Below are 19,340 nucleotides of genomic sequence, written 5' to 3'. Positions count from 1 at the left end.
CTGAAATGAAACACCCCCCGAAGCGCCTGCGGCGCCTCCCCCCTGAAGGGGGGCGATACCGGCGGCCCGGCAAAGCCGGTTCCGCGGTATCCCTGGTATCGAACTGCGCCGGTTTCATGCGTCGCGGGTCACGCGAGCACGTGGTGGAGCACTGAGGGGAAGGCCAGGCCGAGCGTGACCTTCAGCGCTTCGGCTTCAAGGTCACGAGCAGCCGTGCCGGCACCGTGCCGTCGATGTCGCGCGGCAGCTTCTCGGTCTTCTGCAAGGCGCGCAGGGCGGCGTCGTCCCAGTTCGCCAGGCCGCTCGACTTGACCAGTGCCGGGGTGCCGACGATGGTGCCGTCGGGTGCCAGGCGGACATCGAACTCGGCACCCGGATTGCCGCTGACCAGGTCAGCGTCGGGGAACACGACATTGGGCCGCACCGCCGCGGCCACCTTGCCGCCGTAGCTGCCCGACGGACCCGAGGACTTCGCCGCGGTGCCTTCGCCGCCGGAGCCGGCCATCGCCTGCATGCGCTTCAGCGTGGCCGCGCGATCGGCCGCGGCCTGCGCCGCCTGCTTGGCCTCGGCTTCCTTCTTCTTCGCGGCTTCGGCTTGCTTGGCGGCCTCCGCCTCCTGCTTGCGCTTCTGGTCGGCGAGCTTCTTCTGCTCTTCCTTCTTGCGCTCGGCTTCTTCCTCGGCGCGCTCGCGGGCCTCGGCCTCGCGCTTTTCCTGCGCCGCCTTCTTCGCTGCCTCGAGCTTCTTCTGCTGCTGGGCCTGCTGCTCGAGTTCGCGCTCGCGCTCTTTCTGCTCCTTCAGCTTCTTCTCGCGTTCGAGGGCGATGTCGGGCGCCTTCGGCGCCGGTGTCGGCTCCGGTGGCCGGACCGCCTGGGGCGGCGGCGGGGGAGGCGGGGGCGGCGGTGGGGCCGGTGTCGGGGTTGGGGGCGGCGGCACGGGGACCGGGGGTGCAACGGCGCGCGGCGCAGCCTGCTGCACCGTCGACGACCACAGCTCGGCCTCGACCGCGTCGTTCTCCGCCTCGCGGCGCCAGCTCACGCCCCAGGTCAGCGCGGCGATCAGCAGCGCGTGGGCGATCAGCGCCAGCAGCACGGCGCGCGGCGTGCCGCGCTGCGGCGGCGGCGCGAATTCGGGGCGGTCGGCGGCGAGCGACATCACTTCGCGCCGGTGGTCTGCACCGACAGCCCGACGCGCTCGATGCCGCTGCGCTTGAGCTGGTTCATGGCCTTCACCACGGTTTCGTACTTGACGGTCTTGTCGGCGCTGATGACCACCGGGCGGTCGCCGTCGCCGCCCTGCGCCTGCTTGGCCGCAGAGCCGATCTGCGTCATCGGGATCGAGCTGCCGCCGCTGCCGGTCGACGGGTCCTTCTTGATCTGCACCTCGTCGTCGCTCTTGATCACGATCTCGATCGGACGGTCGGGCTGCTTGTTGGCCTTGTCGACGCTCGGCAGGTTGATCACGCTCGGCGTGATCAGCGGCGCCGTGACCATGAAGATGATCAGCAGCACCAGCATCACGTCGATGAACGGGACCATGTTGATCTCGTTGATCGTGCGGCGGCCGCGGCCGCGGGAGGACATGGCGGGCATGGTGCGATGCTCCCGTTCAGCGGCCGGCCGGGGTGACCGTCGCCGGATTCACGTGGGCCGTCAGGTTGCGCTGCAGGATGTTCGAGAACTCCTCGATGAAGGTCTCGAGCGCGATCGCGATCTTGTCGATCTCGCGCGCGAAGCGGTTGTAGGCGACGACCGCCGGGATCGCGGCGAACAGGCCGATGGCGGTCGCGACCAGCGCTTCGGCGATGCCCGGGGCGACGGTCGAGAGCGTCACCTGGGCCAGCGCGGCGAGGCCGGTGAAGGCGTGCATGATGCCCCAGACCGTGCCGAACAGGCCGACATAGGGCGAGACCGAGCCGACCGTGGCCAGGAAGGACAGGTTCTGCTCGACCGCATCGAGCTCGCGCTGGTAGCTGGCCCGCATGGCACGGCGCGAGCCGTCGAGCAGGGTGCCGGTGTCGGACACGTGGCGCTCGCGCAGCTTCTGGTACTCGCGCATGCCGGAGGCGAAGATGCGCTCCATCGGACCCGCGAACTTGGCGTTCTGGGCGGCCGAGGAGAACAGCTCGTTGAGGCTGGTGCCGGACCAGAAGTCGCGTTCGAAATCCTCGTTGAGCGAGCGCGTGCGCTTGAGCGCGAAGTACTTGCGGAAAATCGCCGCCCAGCTGGCGACGGACACCACGATCAGCAGCAGCACCACGAGCTGCACCGGCAGGCTGGCGTGGAGCAGAAGGGAGAGTATCGACAGGTCTTGTTGATTCATGGCTTGAGAGGTTGAGACATGGAGCGGGCGTTGCGCTCGAGGGTTCCCGAAACCTGGCGCGGGATGCGCGCGGGACGCAGGCTGGCCGCATCGACCCAGCCGATGCGGATCGTGCCTTCGCACAACAGCGCGGGGCCCGATGCCGCGCTTTGCTCCGAATTTGATAGCACGCGCTGGGCGATTATCAACGACGCCGAACCGATCTGGCGCAGCTCGGCTGTAACCAGCAGTTCATCGTCGAGCCGGGCCGGACGGTGGTACTTGAGCTGCGTCTCGCTGACCACGAAGATCCCGCCGCTGTCCTCGCGCAGCTGGCGCTGGGCGATGCCCAGGGAGCGCAGCCATTCGGTGCGGGCGCGCTCCATGAACTTCAGGTAGTTGGCATAGAACACGATGCCGCCGGCATCGGTGTCTTCCCAGTAGACGCGAATGGGCAGCGCAAAGCATGAGGAAAACTCCGTGCCTTGCACTGCGGTGCGAGCTTGCTTGGGGCGGCCCGGCGCTGCGCTCATGCGGTCAGGCGGCAACGGCGGCGCCGGCCCAGGCGCGCAGACGAGCCACCGACTCCTCGAGATGCGCCATCGAGCTGGCGGTCGAGAAGCGGATGAAGCGTCCGGTCTGGTCGCTGCCGAAGTCGCGCCCCGGTGTGACCGCGACATGGGCCTGCTTCATGGCCTCGAAGGCGAAATCCCAGCTGCCGTCGATGCCGAGCTTCTCGGCGAAAGAGGTGCAGTCGGCCCAGGCGTAGAAGGCGCCGTCGGGCATCACCGGCACCTGCAGGCCCAKCGCATTCAACTGCGGGATGAACCAGTCGCGCCGCGCCTTGAACTGCGCGCGGCGGCGTTCGTATTCGGCGATGCTGTCGGGCTCGAAGCAGGCCAGCGCCGCGTACTGCGACACCGTGCTGGCGCAGATGAAGAGGTTCTGCGCCAGCCGCTCGATCGCCGGCACCAGCGCATCGGGCACCACCAGCCAGCCGAGGCGCCAGCCGGTCATGTTGAAGTACTTGCTGAAGCTGTTGATGCTGATGACCTGGTCGTCGATCGCCAGTGCGGTCTGGCCGAACTGGTCGTCGTACGAGAGGCCGAGGTAGATCTCGTCGATCAAGGTGATGCCGCCGCGCGCGCTCACCACCTCGTGGATGCGGCGCAGTTCGTCGGGTGCGATCGAGGTGCCGGTCGGGTTCGAGGGCGAGGCCAGCAGCACGCCGCGCGTGCGCTCGGTCCAGGCCGCCTCGACCTTGGCGGCGCTGAGCTGGAAGCGCTCGGCCGCGGTGGTCGGCACCAGCACCGCGCGGCCGTCGGCGGCGGTCACGAAGTGGCGGTTGCAGGGGTAGCTCGGATCGGGCAGCAGCATCTCGTCGCCGGCCTCGATCAGCGCCAGGCAGGCCAGCTGCAATGCGGCCGAAGCGCCGGCCGTGATGACGATGCGGCGGGCCGGCACGTCGACCTTGAAGCGCTCGGCGTACCAGGCGCTGATGCGCTCGCGCAGATGATCGAGGCCGATGGCCTGGGTGTACTGCGTGGCACCGGCGCGGACCGCGCGCGCGGCCGCTTCCTGGACCAGCGGCGGCGCCGTGAAGTCGGGCTCGCCGATGTTCAGGAAGATCATCGGCCGGTCGGTGTGGGCGAACTCCCGCGCCAGCTTCGAGGCCGCCTTGGCGACCTCCATCACGTAGAAGGGTTCGATGCGCTCGGCGCGCTTCGAAATCCTCATACGGCCCGCGGCGCTCATGGCTTGGCCTTGCCCGTCAAGCGGTCGGCCTCGACCTCGTCGGGACGCAGCTGGGGCGCCAGGCCGTTGAGCACCGCGTTGACGTATTTGTGGCCGTCGGTGCCGCCGAATTCCTTCGCGAGCTCGATGCATTCGTTGAGCACCACGCGCCAGGGCACGTCGAGGCAGTGCTTGAACTCGTAGACGCCGATCCACATCACGCCGTGCTCGATCGGCGAGATTTCCTCCAGCTTGCGGTCGAGCAGCGGCACGATCAGGGCGTCGAGCTCTTCGGCGCTTTCGATCGAGCCGTGCAGCAGTGCGTCGTAGTGCGCCGCGTCGGCCTTGTGGAAGCCGGCCAGGTCGCGCGTGAACTGGTCGATCGATGCCGCATCGTTGCGTCCCACCAGATGCTGGTAGAGCGCCTGCAGCGCGAACTCGCGGGCCCGGCTGCGGTTGGACTTGGCGGAGGCCTTGCGTGCCCCGGTGCTGGTGAGCCCGGTGCGGGTCTGGCGCGGCTTGCCGCTGGGTGCTTGGGTGTCGTCGGTCATGAAAGGGTGGCGAGCAGCTGCGCCATCTCGACGGCCACGCGCGCGGCGTCGCGGCCCTTGTCGGTCTGTCGCGCCACGGCCTGTTCGAGGTTCTCGGTGGTCAGGATCGCGTTGGCGATCGGGATGCGGTAGTCGAGCGCCACCCGGCTCACGCTGGCGCCGGATTCGTTGGCCACCAGTTCGAAGTGGTAGGTCTCGCCGCGGATGATGCAGCCCAGTGCGACCAGGGCGTCGTAGCACTCGCGCTCGGCCATGGCCTGCAGCGCGATCGGGACTTCGAGCGCGCCGGGCACGCTCACATGCTCGATGTCGTCGTCGGTGACGCCGAGGGCCGCGAGCTCGTCCAGGCAGGCCTTGGCCAGCGCATCCGTGATGTCTTCGTTGAAGCGTGCCTGCACGATGCCGATGCGCAGGCCCTTGCCGTCGAGCGCGACGTCGGCGCCTTTGTTCGCGTGTTGCATCAGTGTTCGTCCTTCGAGATGTAGCCGGCGATCTCCAGCCCGTAGCCGGCCGCCATGCTGGGCATGCGGCGCGGCGTACCCAGCAGGTTCATGCGGTGGACGCCGCATGCGCGCAGGATCTGGGCACCGATGCCGTAGCTGCGCAGGTCCATGCGGCCGCGTTCGGGCGCCTGCGCCGGCCGTGCCGTGCCGTCGAACTGCGACAGCAACTCGGCGCCGGTCTCGCCGCAGTTCAGCAGCACTGCCACGCCCTTGCCCTGGGCCGCGAGGTGCGCCAGGCTGGCGTCGAGGCTCCAGGAGTGAAGGGCGCGGTTGAGTTCGAGCGCGTCGAGCACCGACAGCGGCTCGTGCACGCGCACGTCCACCGTGTCGTCGGCATTCCATTTGCCGCGCACCAGCGCCAGGTGAACGCCCTTGCTGGGCTTGTCCTTGAAGGCGTGGGCCGTGAACGGGCCCCAGGCGGTCTGGATCTCGCGGCAGCCGACCTTCTCGACCAGGGTCTCGGTGCGGCTGCGGTGCTCGATCAGGGCGGCGATGGTGCCGATCTTGATGTCGTGCTCGGCGGCGAAGAGCTGCAGGTCGGGCAGGCGCGCCATCGTGCCGTCTTCGTTCATCACTTCGCAGATCACGGAGGCCGGCGAGCAGCCGGCCATGGCCGCCAGGTCGCAGCCGGCTTCGGTATGGCCGGCGCGCATCAGCACGCCGCCATCGACCGCCTGCAGCGGGAAGATGTGGCCGGGCTGGACCAGGTCGGACGCGACCGCGTTCGGGGCGACCGCCGCCTGCACGGTGCGCGAGCGGTCGGCGGCCGAGATGCCGGTGGTCACGCCCTCGGCGGCCTCGATCGAGACCGTGAAGGCGGTCGAATGCTTGGCGCCGTTGCGCGCCACCATCGGCGGCAGCTGGAGCCGCTCGCACATCTCGCGCGAGAGCGTCAGGCAGATCAGGCCGCGGGCATGGCGGGCCATGAAGTTGATCGCCTCGGGCGTCACATGGTCGGCGGCCAGCACGATGTCGCCTTCGTTCTCGCGGTCTTCCTCGTCGACCAGGATCACCATGCGGCCGGCGCGCAGTTCGGCCACGATGTCTTCGACCGGGGAGATCGGCGCGGGGGCGCGGCCGCTGCGCGGGGCGCCGATCGGCGTGACGGATGCATTCATGGGAGCTTGTCTTGGGTGGGTGGTTGGATGGCGCCGGCCTGGAGCATGCGCTCCACGTAGCGGGCGACGGTGTCGATCTCGAGGTTGACGCGGCTGCCTGCCTTCAGGCCGCCGAGCGCGGTGTTCTCGACCGTGTGCGGGATCAGGTTGATGCTGACTTCGCTGCCGTCCGCGACGTCGTTCACGCTGTTGACCGTGAGGCTGACGCCGTTGATGGTGATCGAGCCCTTGTAGGCCAGGAAGCGGGCCAGCGCCGGCGGTGCCAGCACGCGCAGCTCCCAGCTCTCGCCGATGGGTTCGAAGCGGCTCACCGTGCCGATGCCGTCGACGTGGCCCGAGACGATGTGGCCGCCCAGCCGGTCGCTGGCACGCAGCGCCTTTTCGAGATTGACCCGCGTCTGCGCTTCCGACAGGCCGGCGGTCTTGTCCAGCGATTCGGCCGAGATGTCGATGGTGAACTGCTGTTGCGCGGGGTCGAGGCCGGTGACGGTCATGCAGGCGCCGTTGAGCGCGATGCTGTCGCCGAGCCCGACGTCGTCCAGATAGCCGTCGGGCACCGCAATGCTGAGACGCTTGCCGTGAGAGGAAGAACTGCCGAGGTCGTGGACGGCGGCGATGCGCCCCACGCCGGTGATGATTCCGGTGAACATCGGCGCATTTTCGCAGAGATGAGAGGGTCGCTCGAATCGGCCGCTAAAACTTGTCCCGTCCGGCGACTCGGGCGACGATTCGCAGGTCCGGGCCGATCGGCTCGAAGGAGCGGAATTCGAGCGCCAGGGCGTCGACCAGCGCGCTCAGGGCGCCGCCCGCATAGGGCTGGCTGGCGATGCCGAGGCCTTCGCCGATGAACTTGGGCGCGAGGTACAGCAGTATTTCGTCGACCAGGCCCTCGCGCAACAGCGAACCGTTGAGCTTGTGGCCGGCCTCGACGTGCAGTTCGTTGACTTCGCGCACGGCCAGGTCGCGCAGCAGGGCGGCCAGGTCGACCTTGCCGTCGGTGTTCGGAAGGCAGTGGACCGAGGCGCCGCGGGCCTCCAGCGCGCGCGCCTTGTCTTCGTCGCGTGCGGCCGCGTAGATCCAGACCTTGCGGTCGATCTCGAACAGCCGCGCGTCGGGCGGTGTCTGCAGGCGGCTGTCGACGATCACCAGCGGCGGCTGGCGGCTGGTCTCGACCAGGCGAACGTCGAGCCGCGGGTTGTCTTCCAATACCGTGCCGACGCCGGTGAGGATCGCGCCGGCGCGGGCCCGCCAGGCATGGCCGTCGGCCCGTGCCTCTTCGCTCGTGATCCATTGGCTGGTGCCGTTCTCCAGCGCGGTCTTGCCGTCGAGGGAGGCGGCGGCCTTCATTCGGACCCAGGGCGTCTTGCGGACCATCCGGCTGAAGAAGCCGATGTTCAGTTCACGCGCCTCGCTGGCCTGCGGTCCGATCTCGACGTCGATGCCCGCGGCGCGCAGGCGCTCGAAACCCTGGCCCGCGACCAGCGGATTCGGGTCCGCGATGGAGGCCACGACGCGGCCGATGCCGGCCCGGACCAGCGCGTCGCAGCAAGGGCCGGTGCGGCCCTGGTGGGAGCAGGGTTCGAGGGTCACGAAGGCGGTCGCGCCGGTCGTGGAGGCGCCACGCGCCGCGGCATCTCGCAGGGCCATCACTTCGGCGTGCGGGCCACCGGCGTGCTGCGTGCGGCCGGTGCCCACGATGCGGCCATCGGGCGCGAGGATGACGCAGCCGACCGCTGGATTCGGCGGCGCCGTGGTGCTGGCGCCATGGGCCAGCGAGATCGCCAGCCGGATCGCTTCGGCCGGCGAAAGCGCCTCGGGTGGGCAGGGGGATGTGAGCGTGCTCAGGGTCGGACTTTCAGCGATTCCAGCATTCCGTCTTGAGGTCGTCGGAAGCGCCGGGGGAGGCGAGTCCCCGAAGCCCCGTCTGGTCGAGCGTGTAGCCGCCGCATTTGTCGCCGACCTGGGCGCCCCGGGGGGTTGCCGTCAAAGTGTAGCCGCTGCCCTTGGCGTCCGCGGGTTCGAAGCCGATGGCGTAGGCGCTGGAGGGCACGGTTTTCAACGTTTCCGGAAAACCCGCCTCGTCCTTGAGGTAGCTGCCGGTGGCGGTCGCGACGCGTTCGAGCCAATGGGCGGCCTTCAGCAGCCCGGCACGGGCCTCGGCGCGCTGGCTGCGTCGAACCGCTTCGTGATAGCTCGGCAGCGCGATCGCCGCCAGGATGGCGACGAGCGCGACCACGACCATGACCTCGATCAGTGTGAAACCCGTCCGCCGCCTGGGCCGGCGCCGGTCTTTCATTGCAGCTGGCGCCAGCTCGGGCGCTTGGTGATCCTGCCGAGTCGATGGCGGGTGGCCGGCGCCGGCATTCCGGGCGCGTTCACGCCGATTTCCTTGGTGGCGCTTCGAATCCCGACACCGAGACCTGCTTCGACGCGCGAAGCTTGTCCGGCCGCGACCGAAGGTGTGTCGGCGTAGAGCCGGGATTTCGGTGCCGAGCCGTTGATGATGTCCAGCGTGGTGCGATAGCTTTTCGCGGCGCTGGCCGCCAGATCGCCGTCGGCCGATGCCGGCACCGTGCTCCAGACGTCGATCAGGTCGCCCTCGAACCAGTCGGGGTTGTGCAGCACGCGCTCGCGCGCAACCGGCAGGTCCAGTAACCAGCCTCTGCGGGCCTCGCTCCCCGTGTAGTGGACGGGATTCGACGACACCGTGCCGGCGCTGACCGTCTGGGCCACCAACTGGCCGCGGCCCCCAGCGACCGGGCCTTTTCCTTCGTCCAGTTTGAGAGCGGCAGCGCCGGCGGCACGCTGTGCCGGCGTGGCGCGGCTGATCGCCGTGTCGTCGTGGACGCCATAGACCGTCTGCACCTGGCCGTCCAGCCGATCCGCGACCGTGAGCTCGCGCCCGGTGCCGAAGGCGAGCATCAGGCCACCTTCCGGATGCGCCTTCCAGACCGGTGCCGACGTGATCGCCTGCACCGATCCGGCGGGTGTTCCATCGGTCGCGACGAAGAAGGGAACGCCGGAGAACGCAAGCTTCCACTCGGCCGGGGAAGCGGCGCGCAGATCGAACTTCCAGAGGTTCCCGAGCAGATCGCCCGCGTAAGCCAAGTCGGGCGTGCCGTCGCCGTCGAGGTCGATCAGGCGCGGCGCCGAAAGACCGTTGCCGCGGCCCGCGCGTGCGTCGGCCGTGATCTTGACCAGTTCCTTGCCCATGTCGAGGTACTGGATCAGCAGCACGGCCTTCTCGTCGGCACTGTTGTAGCCGTTGCCCATGACCAGTGCCCAGCGGCCGTCGTTCATGCGCGTGATCTGCCGCGAGATCGACGGGTCGCCGGCCTCCATCACGGGCTCGCTCAGGATGTGCCCGATATCCCGGTCCATGGCGTCGGTGCCGGTGCGGTCCAGCACCACCAGCGCGGCGGCGTTGGCCGCGTCGAATGCGCGCGGGTCGGTGATGTCGAGCACGAAATACCCTTTGCCGCCGGCGCCGAGGAAGCCCGCCAGGTAGGTTCTCCATCGGCTCGCGTCCCGGCTGCCCGGCGGCCCGAGATACAGGTCGCCGCCGAGCGGCGAGCCGTCGACGAAGTAGGCGTGCCGGTAGCCTGGATTCGTCAGCGACTCGAGTTTGGGATGCAGGCCTTCGGGCAGGTAGGCGATCTTCTCTTCGCCCGAAGCGGCATCGAAACCGTGCAGCATGCCGTCGTTGCCGCCGACATAGAGCATCGGCGCGCGCGAGCTACTGGCGCTGCGGAAGCCCGCATAGTCCTCCAGCGCATATGCGTTCGACGGCTTGCCCGCGAGATACCAGGGCTTCGAGTTCACGATATCGCCTTGACGCGAGGCGCGCGTGCGGAAGGGGCCGGCGGGGCTGGCCGATTGCTCCTTGCTGCGGTCGCCCCGGACATAAGCCATGCGATCCCTGGCGGTGGCGTCGGCCTCAGGACGGGTGTCGAGCCTGCCGTCGACGGTCTTGAGCGCCGTCTGCTGGGCTTGCGAAAGTGCCGGCCACTCCCATGAGATTCCCACCATGGAGCCGGCGCTGTCTGCCGTGCGCGCCGACAGAACCAGGCGGGCCGCGGGCCATTCGCCGTCGTGCGCATCCATCCGCGTGGCGGTGGATTGCGGCCGTGCCGGCTTGGCGGGCTCCGCGGCGGTGGCGGGCGCGGCGGGGAGATCGCCCCAGAGCCCGGCCGCATCGAGCCGGGCCGACGTGCCGAGGATCTTGTAGCCCGTCACGGAGCCGCTCCAGTGGGTCGCGTCATAGGCGACCGCGAAGAGGGCCGAATCAAGCCGCGCCGAACGCGAGCTTGCGATCGACGCCGCCGTCCTGGTGGTCGTTTGCGGCGCGTCTCCCGCCGCCCTTGGCGAGGCACCGCCTGCGGGCGCCGTGCTCAAGTCGAGCGGGGCAGCGAGCCCGGGTGTCGGCCAGGCGCCGACCGCGATCGCGGCATGAAGCGCGGCCCCGAAGATGGCGAGTTTGGTCTCCAATGTTCGTCCTTGTCCTCAGGACCGTTGCTTCTTCCAGACCAGCGTTGTCTGAACCACCGTCTGCGTTGCCGCCTTGATGCCTTGCGCGACGGCGGTGATCCGATAGATGTACGGCGTGGTGCTGTCGGGCGCGAGCGCTTCCGCGAGGCCGCCTTCGCTCGCCGCGGCGGTGTCGTAGGGCAGCAATTCGACCCAGTACCAGGCCCGCTGCCCTGGACCGGAAGACAAGAGCGGGTTCCCGGCGTCGGTCGCTTGCGCGCCCGTGTAGGCGCCATAGGAGGCCGCCACCTTCTTCATGGCATCCAGCGCCGCCTTGTCGGTCCAGAATTGCGCCGGCACCCTGTCGGGCACGCAGATGCCTGCCGCGCAGGACGGATTGTTCGCACCGAGCGCCCCCTGCAAATCCAGCAGTTCGCGGGCGCTCGTGGGGTAGAAGATCCGGTCGCCGGCGGCATCGAGGACGCCCCAGGGACGGCAGCCGGCGGCTGCGCAGGGCGAGCCGTCCGGGCCCTCTCCCTTGATGTCGAATTCCGCATCGCGGACCATGGCGTGAGCAGCTTCGAGCGTGCGCTGATGGTCGCTGTCGATGCCGGTCGCCATTTCGTTGAGCAGGGCGATGCGCGACGAACCCAGCACCAGCAGCGTGATCAGCAGCACCATCACCAGGACGACGAACAGCGAGATGCCGTGCTGGCGCGGGCGGGAAGAGCTGCCTTGCATGGCCTGCCTCATTGCGTGCGCAAGCTGAAGACGTTGCGGAACACCAGATGGACATGGCCGTTGCGGGGCCTGCCGGTGCCTTGGCAACCCTTGTAGGAAAGGCCGAGATCCGGGCCTTTTTCGCTGCCCTGCAGGTCGAGGCAGACTTCGATGGCGGTGACGGCGCCCCAGAGCTTCATGCTTTCGACCRCACGGGCTTCCATGATCTGAACGCCCTTGCCGGTATCGACGCGGTAGCCGAGCTGAAAGTCCGCGATGTCGCGGATCACTGGCTGCCTGGTTCGACCGGTGCAGGTGAGCTGCCCCTTGGCATCGACCTCGAAGGTCGCCTCCACGCGGTCGGCGCCGTGCACGCTGGAGCCGCTGCAGTCGAACTGCCCCGGCAGCTTCGAGACGGCGCCATTCGCTGCCGCAGTCGAGTTCGACCACGCGGCTGGAGCGTAAGCGACCGAGACCTTGTCGGTCGCCGCGCCTTGGCCGTCGACGCCGAACACCGCGAAGTCCGTGCGACCCGCCTTCGCGCGGTGGTTGCCGAACGCGTAGAGCCCGGTGGCGTCGTCCCGAACCGCGTCCATCGCGCCGGTTTGCCGAAGCTGCATGCCGATCACGTGCAACGCGTAGGCGCCTTGCTGCTGCAACTGGCTCAGGTCGCTGACGCTGCTGGCGGCCTCGCGCGACAGCAGCAGCGTGCCGAGGGCCGCCGTGACGACCAGCAGCCCGACGACCATGCCCGCGAGCAGTTCGATCAGGCTCAGGCCTTGCTCGCGACGGCTTCGGATCGGCCGAGAATCAGGGCTGGACATGGACCAGGTGGCAGACCAGGCCTGCCGGGCAGACGACCTTGGCGGCCGATGGGTCGATGGTGAAGGGCTTCGCGTAGGCGCTGTCGTCGGCTGCGCGTTCATTGGCGCGCCATGCCACCATCACGCCCAGCTGCTGCTTCAATCCGGGCGTTGTTTCGTTGCCGGATTCGAAAACACTGCCCTGGCCGAGGGGCAGGGTGTTGGCGAGCGCCTGCTTCCAGACGGCGAGGTCCCACTGCACGAGCGTCGCAGGATCGCAGGCGATGGTCTGGCAGTCGGGCGCCGCGGGCATGGCGTCCCAGTCGGTGACATAGGCATCCAGTCGGCGGAAACCATCGGAATGGGTCTTGATGCGCTCGGCGAAATCCTCGATGAGCCGGACCGCCTGTGCGCGACGGACGCTGGTCTGCGTGTCGGCCAGCGTGCGCAACTGCGCGCCGAGCATGCCGAGTACCGCGACGGCGAGGATCGCGACCGCCACGAGCGATTCCAGCAGCGTGAGGCCGGCCTGGCGGCTCAGGTGGGGCATCGTTCGGCCCGCTGAATGGTTTGCAGCCGTCCGCCCGCGGACATGCACAGGACCAGCGCCGCGGACTTCTCGGCGTTGCCGGCGGGGCGGAACGTGATGCTGAAGATGCCCAGGCTGCTGCCGAACCGTCCCCAGCGATTCACCCGGACGTAGGGTGACGCACCGGGCAGGTGGATTTCTGCGTCCACGCCCTCAGGCGCAGGCCAGGCCTGGATCAGTTCCTCGCCGGGACCGAGCACACCGTTGTTGTCGGCATCGGCGAACAACAGCCAGCCGCAACTCCAGTCGGTGACTCCCCGGTCGGAGCACCCGCTCGCCGACGTCTTGCGAAGCGTGACGTTGCCGCCGCGCCGCAGCGCTTCCGACCTTGCCAGGTAGATCGTGGCGGTCATTTCCTCGCTGGCGAGGCGCAGCCGGTATCTGTCGATGATCCCGCCGAAGCTCGGCATCGCCAACCCCGCGAGGATCGCGACGATGGCGATCACGACCATCAGTTCGACGGCGGTGAACCCCAGGGATGGCGCGAGAGGCCGGCGCAGGGCGGGAAGTAGAACGGGCATGGCGGCCCGGATGCTAGGGGCCCACTGGCCGCTACGCGAAGCTCTAGTCGATCTGCGGCGAAAATCTACCGACGAGCGGGAGAAATGGCGAGAGAAGCGACAGTTATGGACGATTGTGTCCGATGATTAAGGAAGTTGGGCGCAGAAGCCGTCGCGCGTCGACCTCAAATATCTCTAAGCAACTGCCTGAACTCGTCCACGTCCTCGAAGCTGCGATAGACCGAAGCAAAGCGCACGTAGGCCACCTTGTCCAGCCGCTTGAGCTCGCGCATCACGAGCTCGCCGACCTTGGTCGATTCGATCTCGCGCCAGCCGCTGGACAGCAGCTTCTGCTCGATGCGCAGCAGCGCGTTGTCGATCTGCTCGATGCTCACGGGCCGCTTGCGAAGGGCCAGCATCATCGAGGCCCGCACCTTGGCGGTGTCGAAGTCGGCCCGGCTGCCGTCCTTCTTGACCACCACCGGAAAGTTGACGTCCGGCCGTTCATAGGTGGTGAAGCGCTTGTCGCAGGCGCCGCATTGGCGCCTGCGCCGCACGAAGTCGCCGTCTTCCGACACCCGGGTCTCGACGACCTGGGTTTCGAGGTGACCGCAGAAGGGGCACTTCATGCAGGGCGGCTCGTGTTCAGGCGTAAACCGGGAAGCGACTGGTCAGCGCATGCACCTTGGCCCGGACCGCGTCGATGTTCGCCGCGTCGCGCGGGTTGTCGAGCACGTCGGCGATCAGGTTGGCGGTGGCGCGTGCCTCCTCGTCCTTGAAGCCGCGGGTGGTCATCGCGGGCGTGCCGATGCGAACGCCGCTGGTAACCATCGGCCTCTCGGGGTCGTTCGGGATCGCGTTCTTGTTGATCGTCATGTGGGCGGCGCCCAGCACGGCTTCGGCTTCCTTGCCGGTGATCCCCTTGGCGCGCAGGTCGACCAGCATCAGGTGGCTCTCGGTGCGGCCGCTGACGATGCGCAGTCCGCGCTCGGTCAGCGTCTCGGCGACGATCCGGGCGTTGGTGACCACCTGCTGCTGGTAGGCCTTGAACTCGGGCGACAGCGCTTCCTTGAAAGCCACTGCCTTGGCTGCGATCACGTGCATCAGCGGGCCGCCCTGCAGGCCCGGGAAGATCGCACTGTTGATCGCCTTCTCGTGCTGCGACTTCATCAGGATGATGCCGCCGCGCGGGCCGCGCAGGCTCTTGTGGGTGGTCGAGGTGACGACGTCGGCGTGCGGCACCGGGTTCGGGTAGACGCCCGCGGCCACCAGCCCGGCGTAGTGGGCGATGTCGACCATGAAGATCGCGCCGACGTCCTTGGCCACCTTGGCGAAGCGCTCGAAATCGATCCGCAGCGAGTAGGCCGAGGCACCCGCGATGATCAGCTTGGGCAGGTGCTCGTGCGCCTTGCGTTCCATGGCGTCGTAGTCGATCGCTTCTTCGGCGTTCAGGCCGTAGCTCACCACGTTGAACCACTTCCCGCTCATGTTGAGCGGCATGCCGTGGGTCAGGTGGCCGCCTTCGGCCAGGCTCATGCCCATGATCGTGTCGCCGGGCTTCAGGAAGGCCAGCAGCACGGCTTCGTTGGCCGAGGCGCCGCAATGCGGCTGCACGTTGGCGGCGTCGGCGCCGAAGAGCTGCTTGATGCGGTCGATGGCCAGCTGCTCGGCGACGTCGACATGCTCGCAGCCGCCGTAGTAGCGCTTGCCGGGATAGCCCTCGGCATACTTGTTGGTGAGTTGCGAGCCCTGGGCCGCCATGACCGCCGGCGAGGCGTAGTTCTCGCTCGCGATCAGCTCGATGTGGTGTTCCTGGCGGGCGTTCTCGGCCTGGATGGCAGCCCAGATTTCAGGATCGGTCTGTTCGACCAGGATATTGCGGTGGTACATGGCAGTCCTTCAAGACGATGGTCCTTGTTCTTCAACCAAACAAGGGCTGCCCAGGCGAACGGCTGAACACCTGCCGATCAAGAATGCAGGCGGCACGCTTCCCAGTGGTAGTCCACGTCAGCGCAATGCACCTGATAAGGGTTGCGCCTATCGCCAGTCGCGTGCTGGCCGAGTGTAGCCGACAGCGCGAACCGTCGCCAAAGACCTAGGAATCGCCCAGGAGAGCGACCTGCGGGTCGGCTTCGGCGCGCTTCGGCGCGTTCGGCGGCGCCACCACCTGGACCGGGTTGGCCCGCGGCGCCGGCGGCGTCGCGGCCGGGGCACGGCCGGCCGCCACCTGCCGCAGCCGCTCGTGCTCGGCCAGCACCTTGCCGGCGTAGCCGCCGTCGTCGTTGAGGTTGGCCGCACCGACGTAGTAGCGCAGGCCGCCCTCGAGCGAGCCGGCGCGGGCGATGCATTCCTGCAGCACCTTGACGCCGACGCGCATGTTGGTCACCGGGTCGAAGGCGGTCAGGGTGCCGCCGGCGCTTTCATATTTCTCGCCGTGGACCCGGGTCATGACCTGCATCAGGCCCTGGGCGCCGACCTGGCTCTGGGCGAAGGGGTTGAAGCTGGATTCGACCGCCATGATGGCCAGGATCAGGGTCGGATCGAGCTTGGTCTTCTTGCCGAGATCGAAGGCCTCGGCGACCAGCACACTCAGCGGCTCGGCGGCCACGCGGTATTTCTTGCTCAGCCAGTAGGCGACCGCGGCCTGCTGCTTCGGCAGCTCGTGCGGACTGGCCGCGGTGGTGCGCTCGATCGCGGTGGGCTCGAGGTCGGTGGCTTCGGGCGCCGGCTTGCGGGACTGCAGCCAGCCCATCAGCTGCTCCTCGCCGGTCTGACGCAGGTCGGGTCGGGCGGCCAGCGCCAGCACCGCGAACACGGTCGCCAGGCCGAGCAGGGCAAAGCTGTTGTGGGTGATCTCGAAGAAGCCGTCGACCACATCGGACACGAAGGTCCGGAGCCCGCGGGCTGTGGCATCTAACGCCTGTTTCATCGCTCTTCCTTTCTGTGCGGCACCCGATCGCAACGCCACGACGGGCGAAGAAGAAGGGAAGCGGCGCTTGGATTGGTACGAATCAGGTCCGCGCGAAAAAGGGGAGAGAGCGCGGCTGCCTGATCAAGCCGGCAGATGCCGGCAGCGGATTCGGAGGGTCCGGCCGCTTGGCGGCTCGGGAAAGATTGGGATTCTAGGAGTGGCTAAATACCCAGTCAAGAATAAGAACTAAATTTGATATTCCGATTTTGATGTAATAAATGTATGAAATAGTGCGCGAATCGATGAATGAAGGTCCATTGAAAACGCCATTTGCAATCACCGCCGTGAGCGCGTACGCTGAAACCGCCTGAGCTATCAGGCGTCTACCAAGGTCCAGTGGCTCGAGGAGAAATCCGACAGTCCAGCGGCTGCGGCCCAACGGTGGCAATCCCTTGCTGCCAGCATGACCGGAACGATTGAACTTCCGGTCGAGCGAAAAGATGGCATGGGCGTTGCGCCCGCCATCGAGCCCGGTGGCTTGACTTCGCGTCGAGTCGCCGGGCTTTCTGTTTGTGGGCGCCCCATGGCGTTTGGGGCACACTCCTCCCCGATGAACGCTGCTTTGCTGAAACAGAACAAATGGGTGCGGCGCGGGGGAGTGACCCTGCTGATCCTGCTGGCGGTCTGGCTGATCGCCTGGCTGGCGGTGCCGCCGATCGTCAAGGGGCAGGTGCAGAAGATCGCCAGCGAGAAGCTGGGTCGCCAGGTCACGGTGGGCAAGATCGACTTCAAGCCCTGGACGCTCGAACTCGCGGTGAATGACCTGCGCATCGCCACCGCCGACGGCAAGCAGCCCCAGGTGGCGGTCAGGCGCCTCTACCTCGATGCCGAGCTGCAGTCGATCCTGCGCCTGGCGCCGGTGATCGACGCGGTCCGGATCGAGGCGCCCGCCATTGCGCTGACGCACCTGGCGGATGGTCGCTACGACATCGACGACATCCTGGCCAGGCTGACGCCGGCGCCGGAGCCGCCCGATGCGCCCAAGAAAGAAGCACCGCGCTTCGCCATCTACAACATCGCGGTCACCGACGGCGCGGTCGATTTCGTCGACGAGACCGTCAAGCGCAGGCATGAACTGCGCGATTTCGCGCTCAGCGTGCCCTTTCTCAGCAACCTGGCCTCGAAGCGGGAGATCAAGACCGAGCCGAAGCTGGCCTTCGTCCTGAACGGCAGCAAGTTCGATACGGCCGCGCAGTCGACGCCCTTCGCCGACAACCGCAAGACCGACGCCCACATCAGCTTCGAGGGGCTCGACCTGGTGCCCTACCTGGGCTACATCCCGGGCGGCCTGCCGGTCGCGCTGCAGGCGGGCAAGCTCGATGCCGACCTGAAGATTGATTTCGAGCAGACGGCGACAGCCGGGCTCAAGATCACCGGCAGCGTCGCGGCCAATGGCGTCAAGATCGCGGATTCGAAGGGGCGCGACCTGCTCGGCTTCGATTCGCTCAGGATCGCGCTGGCCGACGTCAGGCCGCTGGAACGCATGGCGCACCTGGGCGAGGTGGCGCTGGCCGGACCCGAACTGGTCGTGGCGCGCGACGCGGCCGGGCGCCTCAATCTGCTGGCGACCGATCGTGCCACCGGCGAGACCGAGAAGGCGGCATCGGCCCCGGCCCCGGCGGCCGACGGCGCCGCCAAGGCCGACCCGCCACCGGCCTGGCGGATCCAGGTCGACAAGGTGGCCCTGAAGGAGGGGCGCATCGGCTGGCGCGACCAGACCACCCAGCCCGCCGCCGCCATCGACGTCAAGCAGCTGGCGATCGAGGCCCAGGGCGCGACCTGGCCCATGGAGAAGCCGGCCACCTTCAGCGGATCGACCTCGGTCGGCGGCGCGGCGCTCAAGTTCAGCGGCGAAGCCACCGACAAGCGGGCTTCGGTCGCCGCCGAACTGGAGGCGCTGCCGCTGTCGCTGGCCGCGCCGTACCTGGCCCAGAGCCTCGAGCCTTCGCTCGACGGCAAGCTGAGCGGCAAGGTCGACGTCGAGTGGAGCAACCCCGACCTCAGGCTCAAGGCGCGCAGCGTGATCGCCGAGGGGCTTGCGCTGACCAAGGAAAAGACCGCGCTGGCCAGCGTCGGCCGCTTCGAGCTGGTCGACGCCGAAGCCGACATGACCAAGCACACGCTCACGATCGCCTCGTTCACCGCCTCCAATCCGAAGGTCTCGATCGAGCGCGACAACGAGAAGCGCTGGATGTTCGAGCGCTGGCTCAAGGTACCGGCGGGCGGCAGCCCGGGTGCGACCGAGGCCGCCAAGGTCGCGGCGCCGAAGGACCCGAAGGCGGCCGAAGGCGCGCCGGCGGGCGCCAACACCCGGCCGTGGCAACTGGCCATCGCCAAGGTGGCGGTCGACAACGGCACCCTGTCCTATGCCGACAACGCCGGCGCCACGCCGGTGGCCTTCGAGATCAACGCGCTCCAGGTGAATGCCCAGAAGCTGACGCCGAACACAGCCACGGTCTCTCCGCTCAAGCTGTCCGGGCGCATCGCGGCCGGTCGCGCGGAGGCGGGGCGCTTCGAGTACGACGGCAACCTGGTGCTGCAGCCGATCGCGGCCGAAGGGCGGCTGCTGGTGGCATCGCTGCCGGCCCATGCCTTCAAGGCCTACTACGCGGACGCGCTCAATATAGACATACGCCGCGCCTTCGCCAGCTACCGGGGCACGGTCAAGGTCGCGACCCTGCCCGCCGGCCTCAGCGTGCGGCTGGCTGGCGACACCGCGGTGGATGATTTCCGCGCCAACAGCGGGGTGCTGACCCAGGCCCCGGGCCTGTCGAGCAACCGGCAGCTGCTGAGCTGGAAAACACTGGGCCTGCGCGGCCTGCAGGTGAACATGGTGCCGGGCGCGCCGCTCGCGGTCGATGTGGGCGAGACCTCGCTGACCGACTTCTTCGCCCGCGTGATCATCGATCCGACGGGCAAGCTGAACCTGCAGTACCTGGTCAAGAAGCCCGGGCAGCCGGCGGAAGAGGAAGCGCCGGCGACCGAGGTCGAAACCAAGCGCAGCCTGGGTGGCACCACCACGACCACCAGCCGTCCGCGCACGGCGCGGGCGCGGGGCCCGGCGCCGCCAGCGCCGCCGCAGGAG

The 19,340-nt window shown here is 68.3% G+C and carries 20 protein-coding genes and 1 riboswitch; of the genes, 1 reads left to right on the top strand and 19 read right to left on the bottom strand.

Features of this window, described 5'->3' with window-relative positions:
* Positions 1-181: 181 nt before the first annotated feature.
* The 19 genes from tolA to AC1D2E_RS29835 form a co-directional block, all read right to left on the bottom strand.
* The gene (tolA, locus tag AC1D2E_RS29925; RefSeq protein ID WP_478200765.1) at positions 182-1,153 is read right to left on the bottom strand and encodes a cell envelope integrity protein TolA; all 972 of its coding nucleotides are present in this window, start codon (positions 1,151-1,153) and stop codon (positions 182-184) included.
* The gene (locus AC1D2E_RS29920) at positions 1,153-1,590 is read right to left on the bottom strand and encodes an ExbD/TolR family protein (protein ID WP_478174315.1); all 438 of its coding nucleotides are present in this window, start codon (positions 1,588-1,590) and stop codon (positions 1,153-1,155) included. The genes tolA and AC1D2E_RS29920 overlap by 1 nt, the downstream gene beginning before the upstream one ends.
* Before the next feature lie 16 nt (positions 1,591-1,606).
* Positions 1,607-2,320 (bottom strand): protein TolQ, encoded by a 714-nt coding sequence (tolQ, locus tag AC1D2E_RS29915; RefSeq protein WP_478174314.1) that lies wholly within the window; start codon positions 2,318-2,320, stop codon positions 1,607-1,609.
* Positions 2,317-2,832, bottom strand: a complete 516-nt coding sequence (ybgC, locus tag AC1D2E_RS29910) for a tol-pal system-associated acyl-CoA thioesterase (RefSeq protein WP_478200764.1) — start codon at positions 2,830-2,832, stop codon at positions 2,317-2,319. The genes tolQ and ybgC overlap by 4 nt, the downstream gene beginning before the upstream one ends.
* A gap of 4 nt (positions 2,833-2,836) precedes the next feature.
* A complete protein-coding gene (locus tag AC1D2E_RS29905; protein ID WP_478200763.1) occupies positions 2,837-4,036 on the bottom strand; it encodes a pyridoxal phosphate-dependent aminotransferase in 1,200 nt (399 codons plus the stop codon).
* Positions 4,037-4,050: 14 nt separating this feature from the next.
* Positions 4,051-4,584: a transcription antitermination factor NusB gene (gene nusB / locus AC1D2E_RS29900; protein WP_478174311.1), complete on the bottom strand. Its 534-nt coding sequence runs from the start codon at positions 4,582-4,584 to the stop codon at positions 4,051-4,053.
* Positions 4,581-5,045 carry a 6,7-dimethyl-8-ribityllumazine synthase gene (ribH, locus tag AC1D2E_RS29895; protein WP_478200762.1) on the bottom strand — a complete coding sequence of 155 codons (465 nt, stop codon included), beginning with the start codon at positions 5,043-5,045 and terminating at the stop codon, positions 4,581-4,583. The genes nusB and ribH overlap by 4 nt, the downstream gene beginning before the upstream one ends.
* Positions 5,045-6,205: a bifunctional 3,4-dihydroxy-2-butanone-4-phosphate synthase/GTP cyclohydrolase II gene (ribBA, locus tag AC1D2E_RS29890; protein WP_478200761.1), complete on the bottom strand. Its 1,161-nt coding sequence runs from the start codon at positions 6,203-6,205 to the stop codon at positions 5,045-5,047. Before ribBA ends, ribH begins: the two co-directional genes overlap by 1 nt.
* Positions 6,202-6,855 carry a riboflavin synthase gene (locus AC1D2E_RS29885; protein WP_478200760.1) on the bottom strand — a complete coding sequence of 218 codons (654 nt, stop codon included), beginning with the start codon at positions 6,853-6,855 and terminating at the stop codon, positions 6,202-6,204. Before AC1D2E_RS29885 ends, ribBA begins: the two co-directional genes overlap by 4 nt.
* A gap of 43 nt (positions 6,856-6,898) precedes the next feature.
* Entirely contained in the window at positions 6,899-7,996 is a 1,098-nt protein-coding gene (ribD, locus tag AC1D2E_RS29880; protein ID WP_478200766.1) for a bifunctional diaminohydroxyphosphoribosylaminopyrimidine deaminase/5-amino-6-(5-phosphoribosylamino)uracil reductase RibD, read from the bottom strand.
* Between the two features lie 64 nt (positions 7,997-8,060).
* Positions 8,061-8,501, bottom strand: a complete 441-nt coding sequence (locus AC1D2E_RS29875; RefSeq protein ID WP_478200759.1) for a type IV pilin protein — start codon at positions 8,499-8,501, stop codon at positions 8,061-8,063.
* Entirely contained in the window at positions 8,498-10,693 is a 2,196-nt protein-coding gene (locus AC1D2E_RS29870; RefSeq protein ID WP_478200758.1) for a pilus assembly protein, read from the bottom strand. The genes AC1D2E_RS29875 and AC1D2E_RS29870 overlap by 4 nt, the downstream gene beginning before the upstream one ends.
* A gap of 15 nt (positions 10,694-10,708) precedes the next feature.
* Positions 10,709-11,413, bottom strand: coding sequence for a pilus assembly PilX family protein (locus AC1D2E_RS29865; RefSeq protein ID WP_478200757.1), 705 nt, complete (start codon positions 11,411-11,413; stop codon positions 10,709-10,711).
* 8 nt (positions 11,414-11,421) lie between these two features.
* On the bottom strand, positions 11,422-12,216 hold the full coding sequence (locus AC1D2E_RS29860; protein WP_478200756.1) for a PilW family protein: 795 nt from the start codon (positions 12,214-12,216) through the stop codon (positions 11,422-11,424).
* Positions 12,203-12,745, bottom strand: a complete 543-nt coding sequence (gene pilV, locus AC1D2E_RS29855; protein ID WP_478200755.1) for a type IV pilus modification protein PilV — start codon at positions 12,743-12,745, stop codon at positions 12,203-12,205. The genes AC1D2E_RS29860 and pilV overlap by 14 nt, the downstream gene beginning before the upstream one ends.
* Positions 12,733-13,305 (bottom strand): GspH/FimT family pseudopilin, encoded by a 573-nt coding sequence (locus AC1D2E_RS29850; protein WP_478200754.1) that lies wholly within the window; start codon positions 13,303-13,305, stop codon positions 12,733-12,735. The genes pilV and AC1D2E_RS29850 overlap by 13 nt, the downstream gene beginning before the upstream one ends.
* Before the next feature lie 164 nt (positions 13,306-13,469).
* A complete protein-coding gene (nrdR, locus tag AC1D2E_RS29845; protein ID WP_478200753.1) occupies positions 13,470-13,913 on the bottom strand; it encodes a transcriptional regulator NrdR in 444 nt (147 codons plus the stop codon).
* A gap of 16 nt (positions 13,914-13,929) precedes the next feature.
* Complete coding sequence (gene glyA / locus AC1D2E_RS29840; RefSeq protein ID WP_478200752.1) at positions 13,930-15,174, bottom strand: serine hydroxymethyltransferase; 1,245 nt, start codon at positions 15,172-15,174, stop codon at positions 13,930-13,932.
* Between the two features lie 41 nt (positions 15,175-15,215).
* A riboswitch (ZMP/ZTP riboswitch) is annotated at positions 15,216-15,345 on the bottom strand.
* A 34-nt stretch (positions 15,346-15,379) separates the two neighbouring features.
* On the bottom strand, positions 15,380-16,213 hold the full coding sequence (locus AC1D2E_RS29835) for a lytic transglycosylase domain-containing protein (RefSeq protein WP_478200751.1): 834 nt from the start codon (positions 16,211-16,213) through the stop codon (positions 15,380-15,382).
* A gap of 592 nt (positions 16,214-16,805) precedes the next feature.
* On the opposite strand from AC1D2E_RS29835, the gene AC1D2E_RS29830 reads away from it, so the two are divergent.
* A partial coding sequence (locus AC1D2E_RS29830) for a DUF748 domain-containing protein (protein ID WP_478200750.1) occupies positions 16,806-19,340 on the top strand: 2,535 nt, incomplete at its 3' end.

It is taken from the genome of Variovorax sp. P1_H2, assembly GCF_056405295.1.
This window is presented reverse-complemented; position numbering and strand designations above follow the sequence as displayed.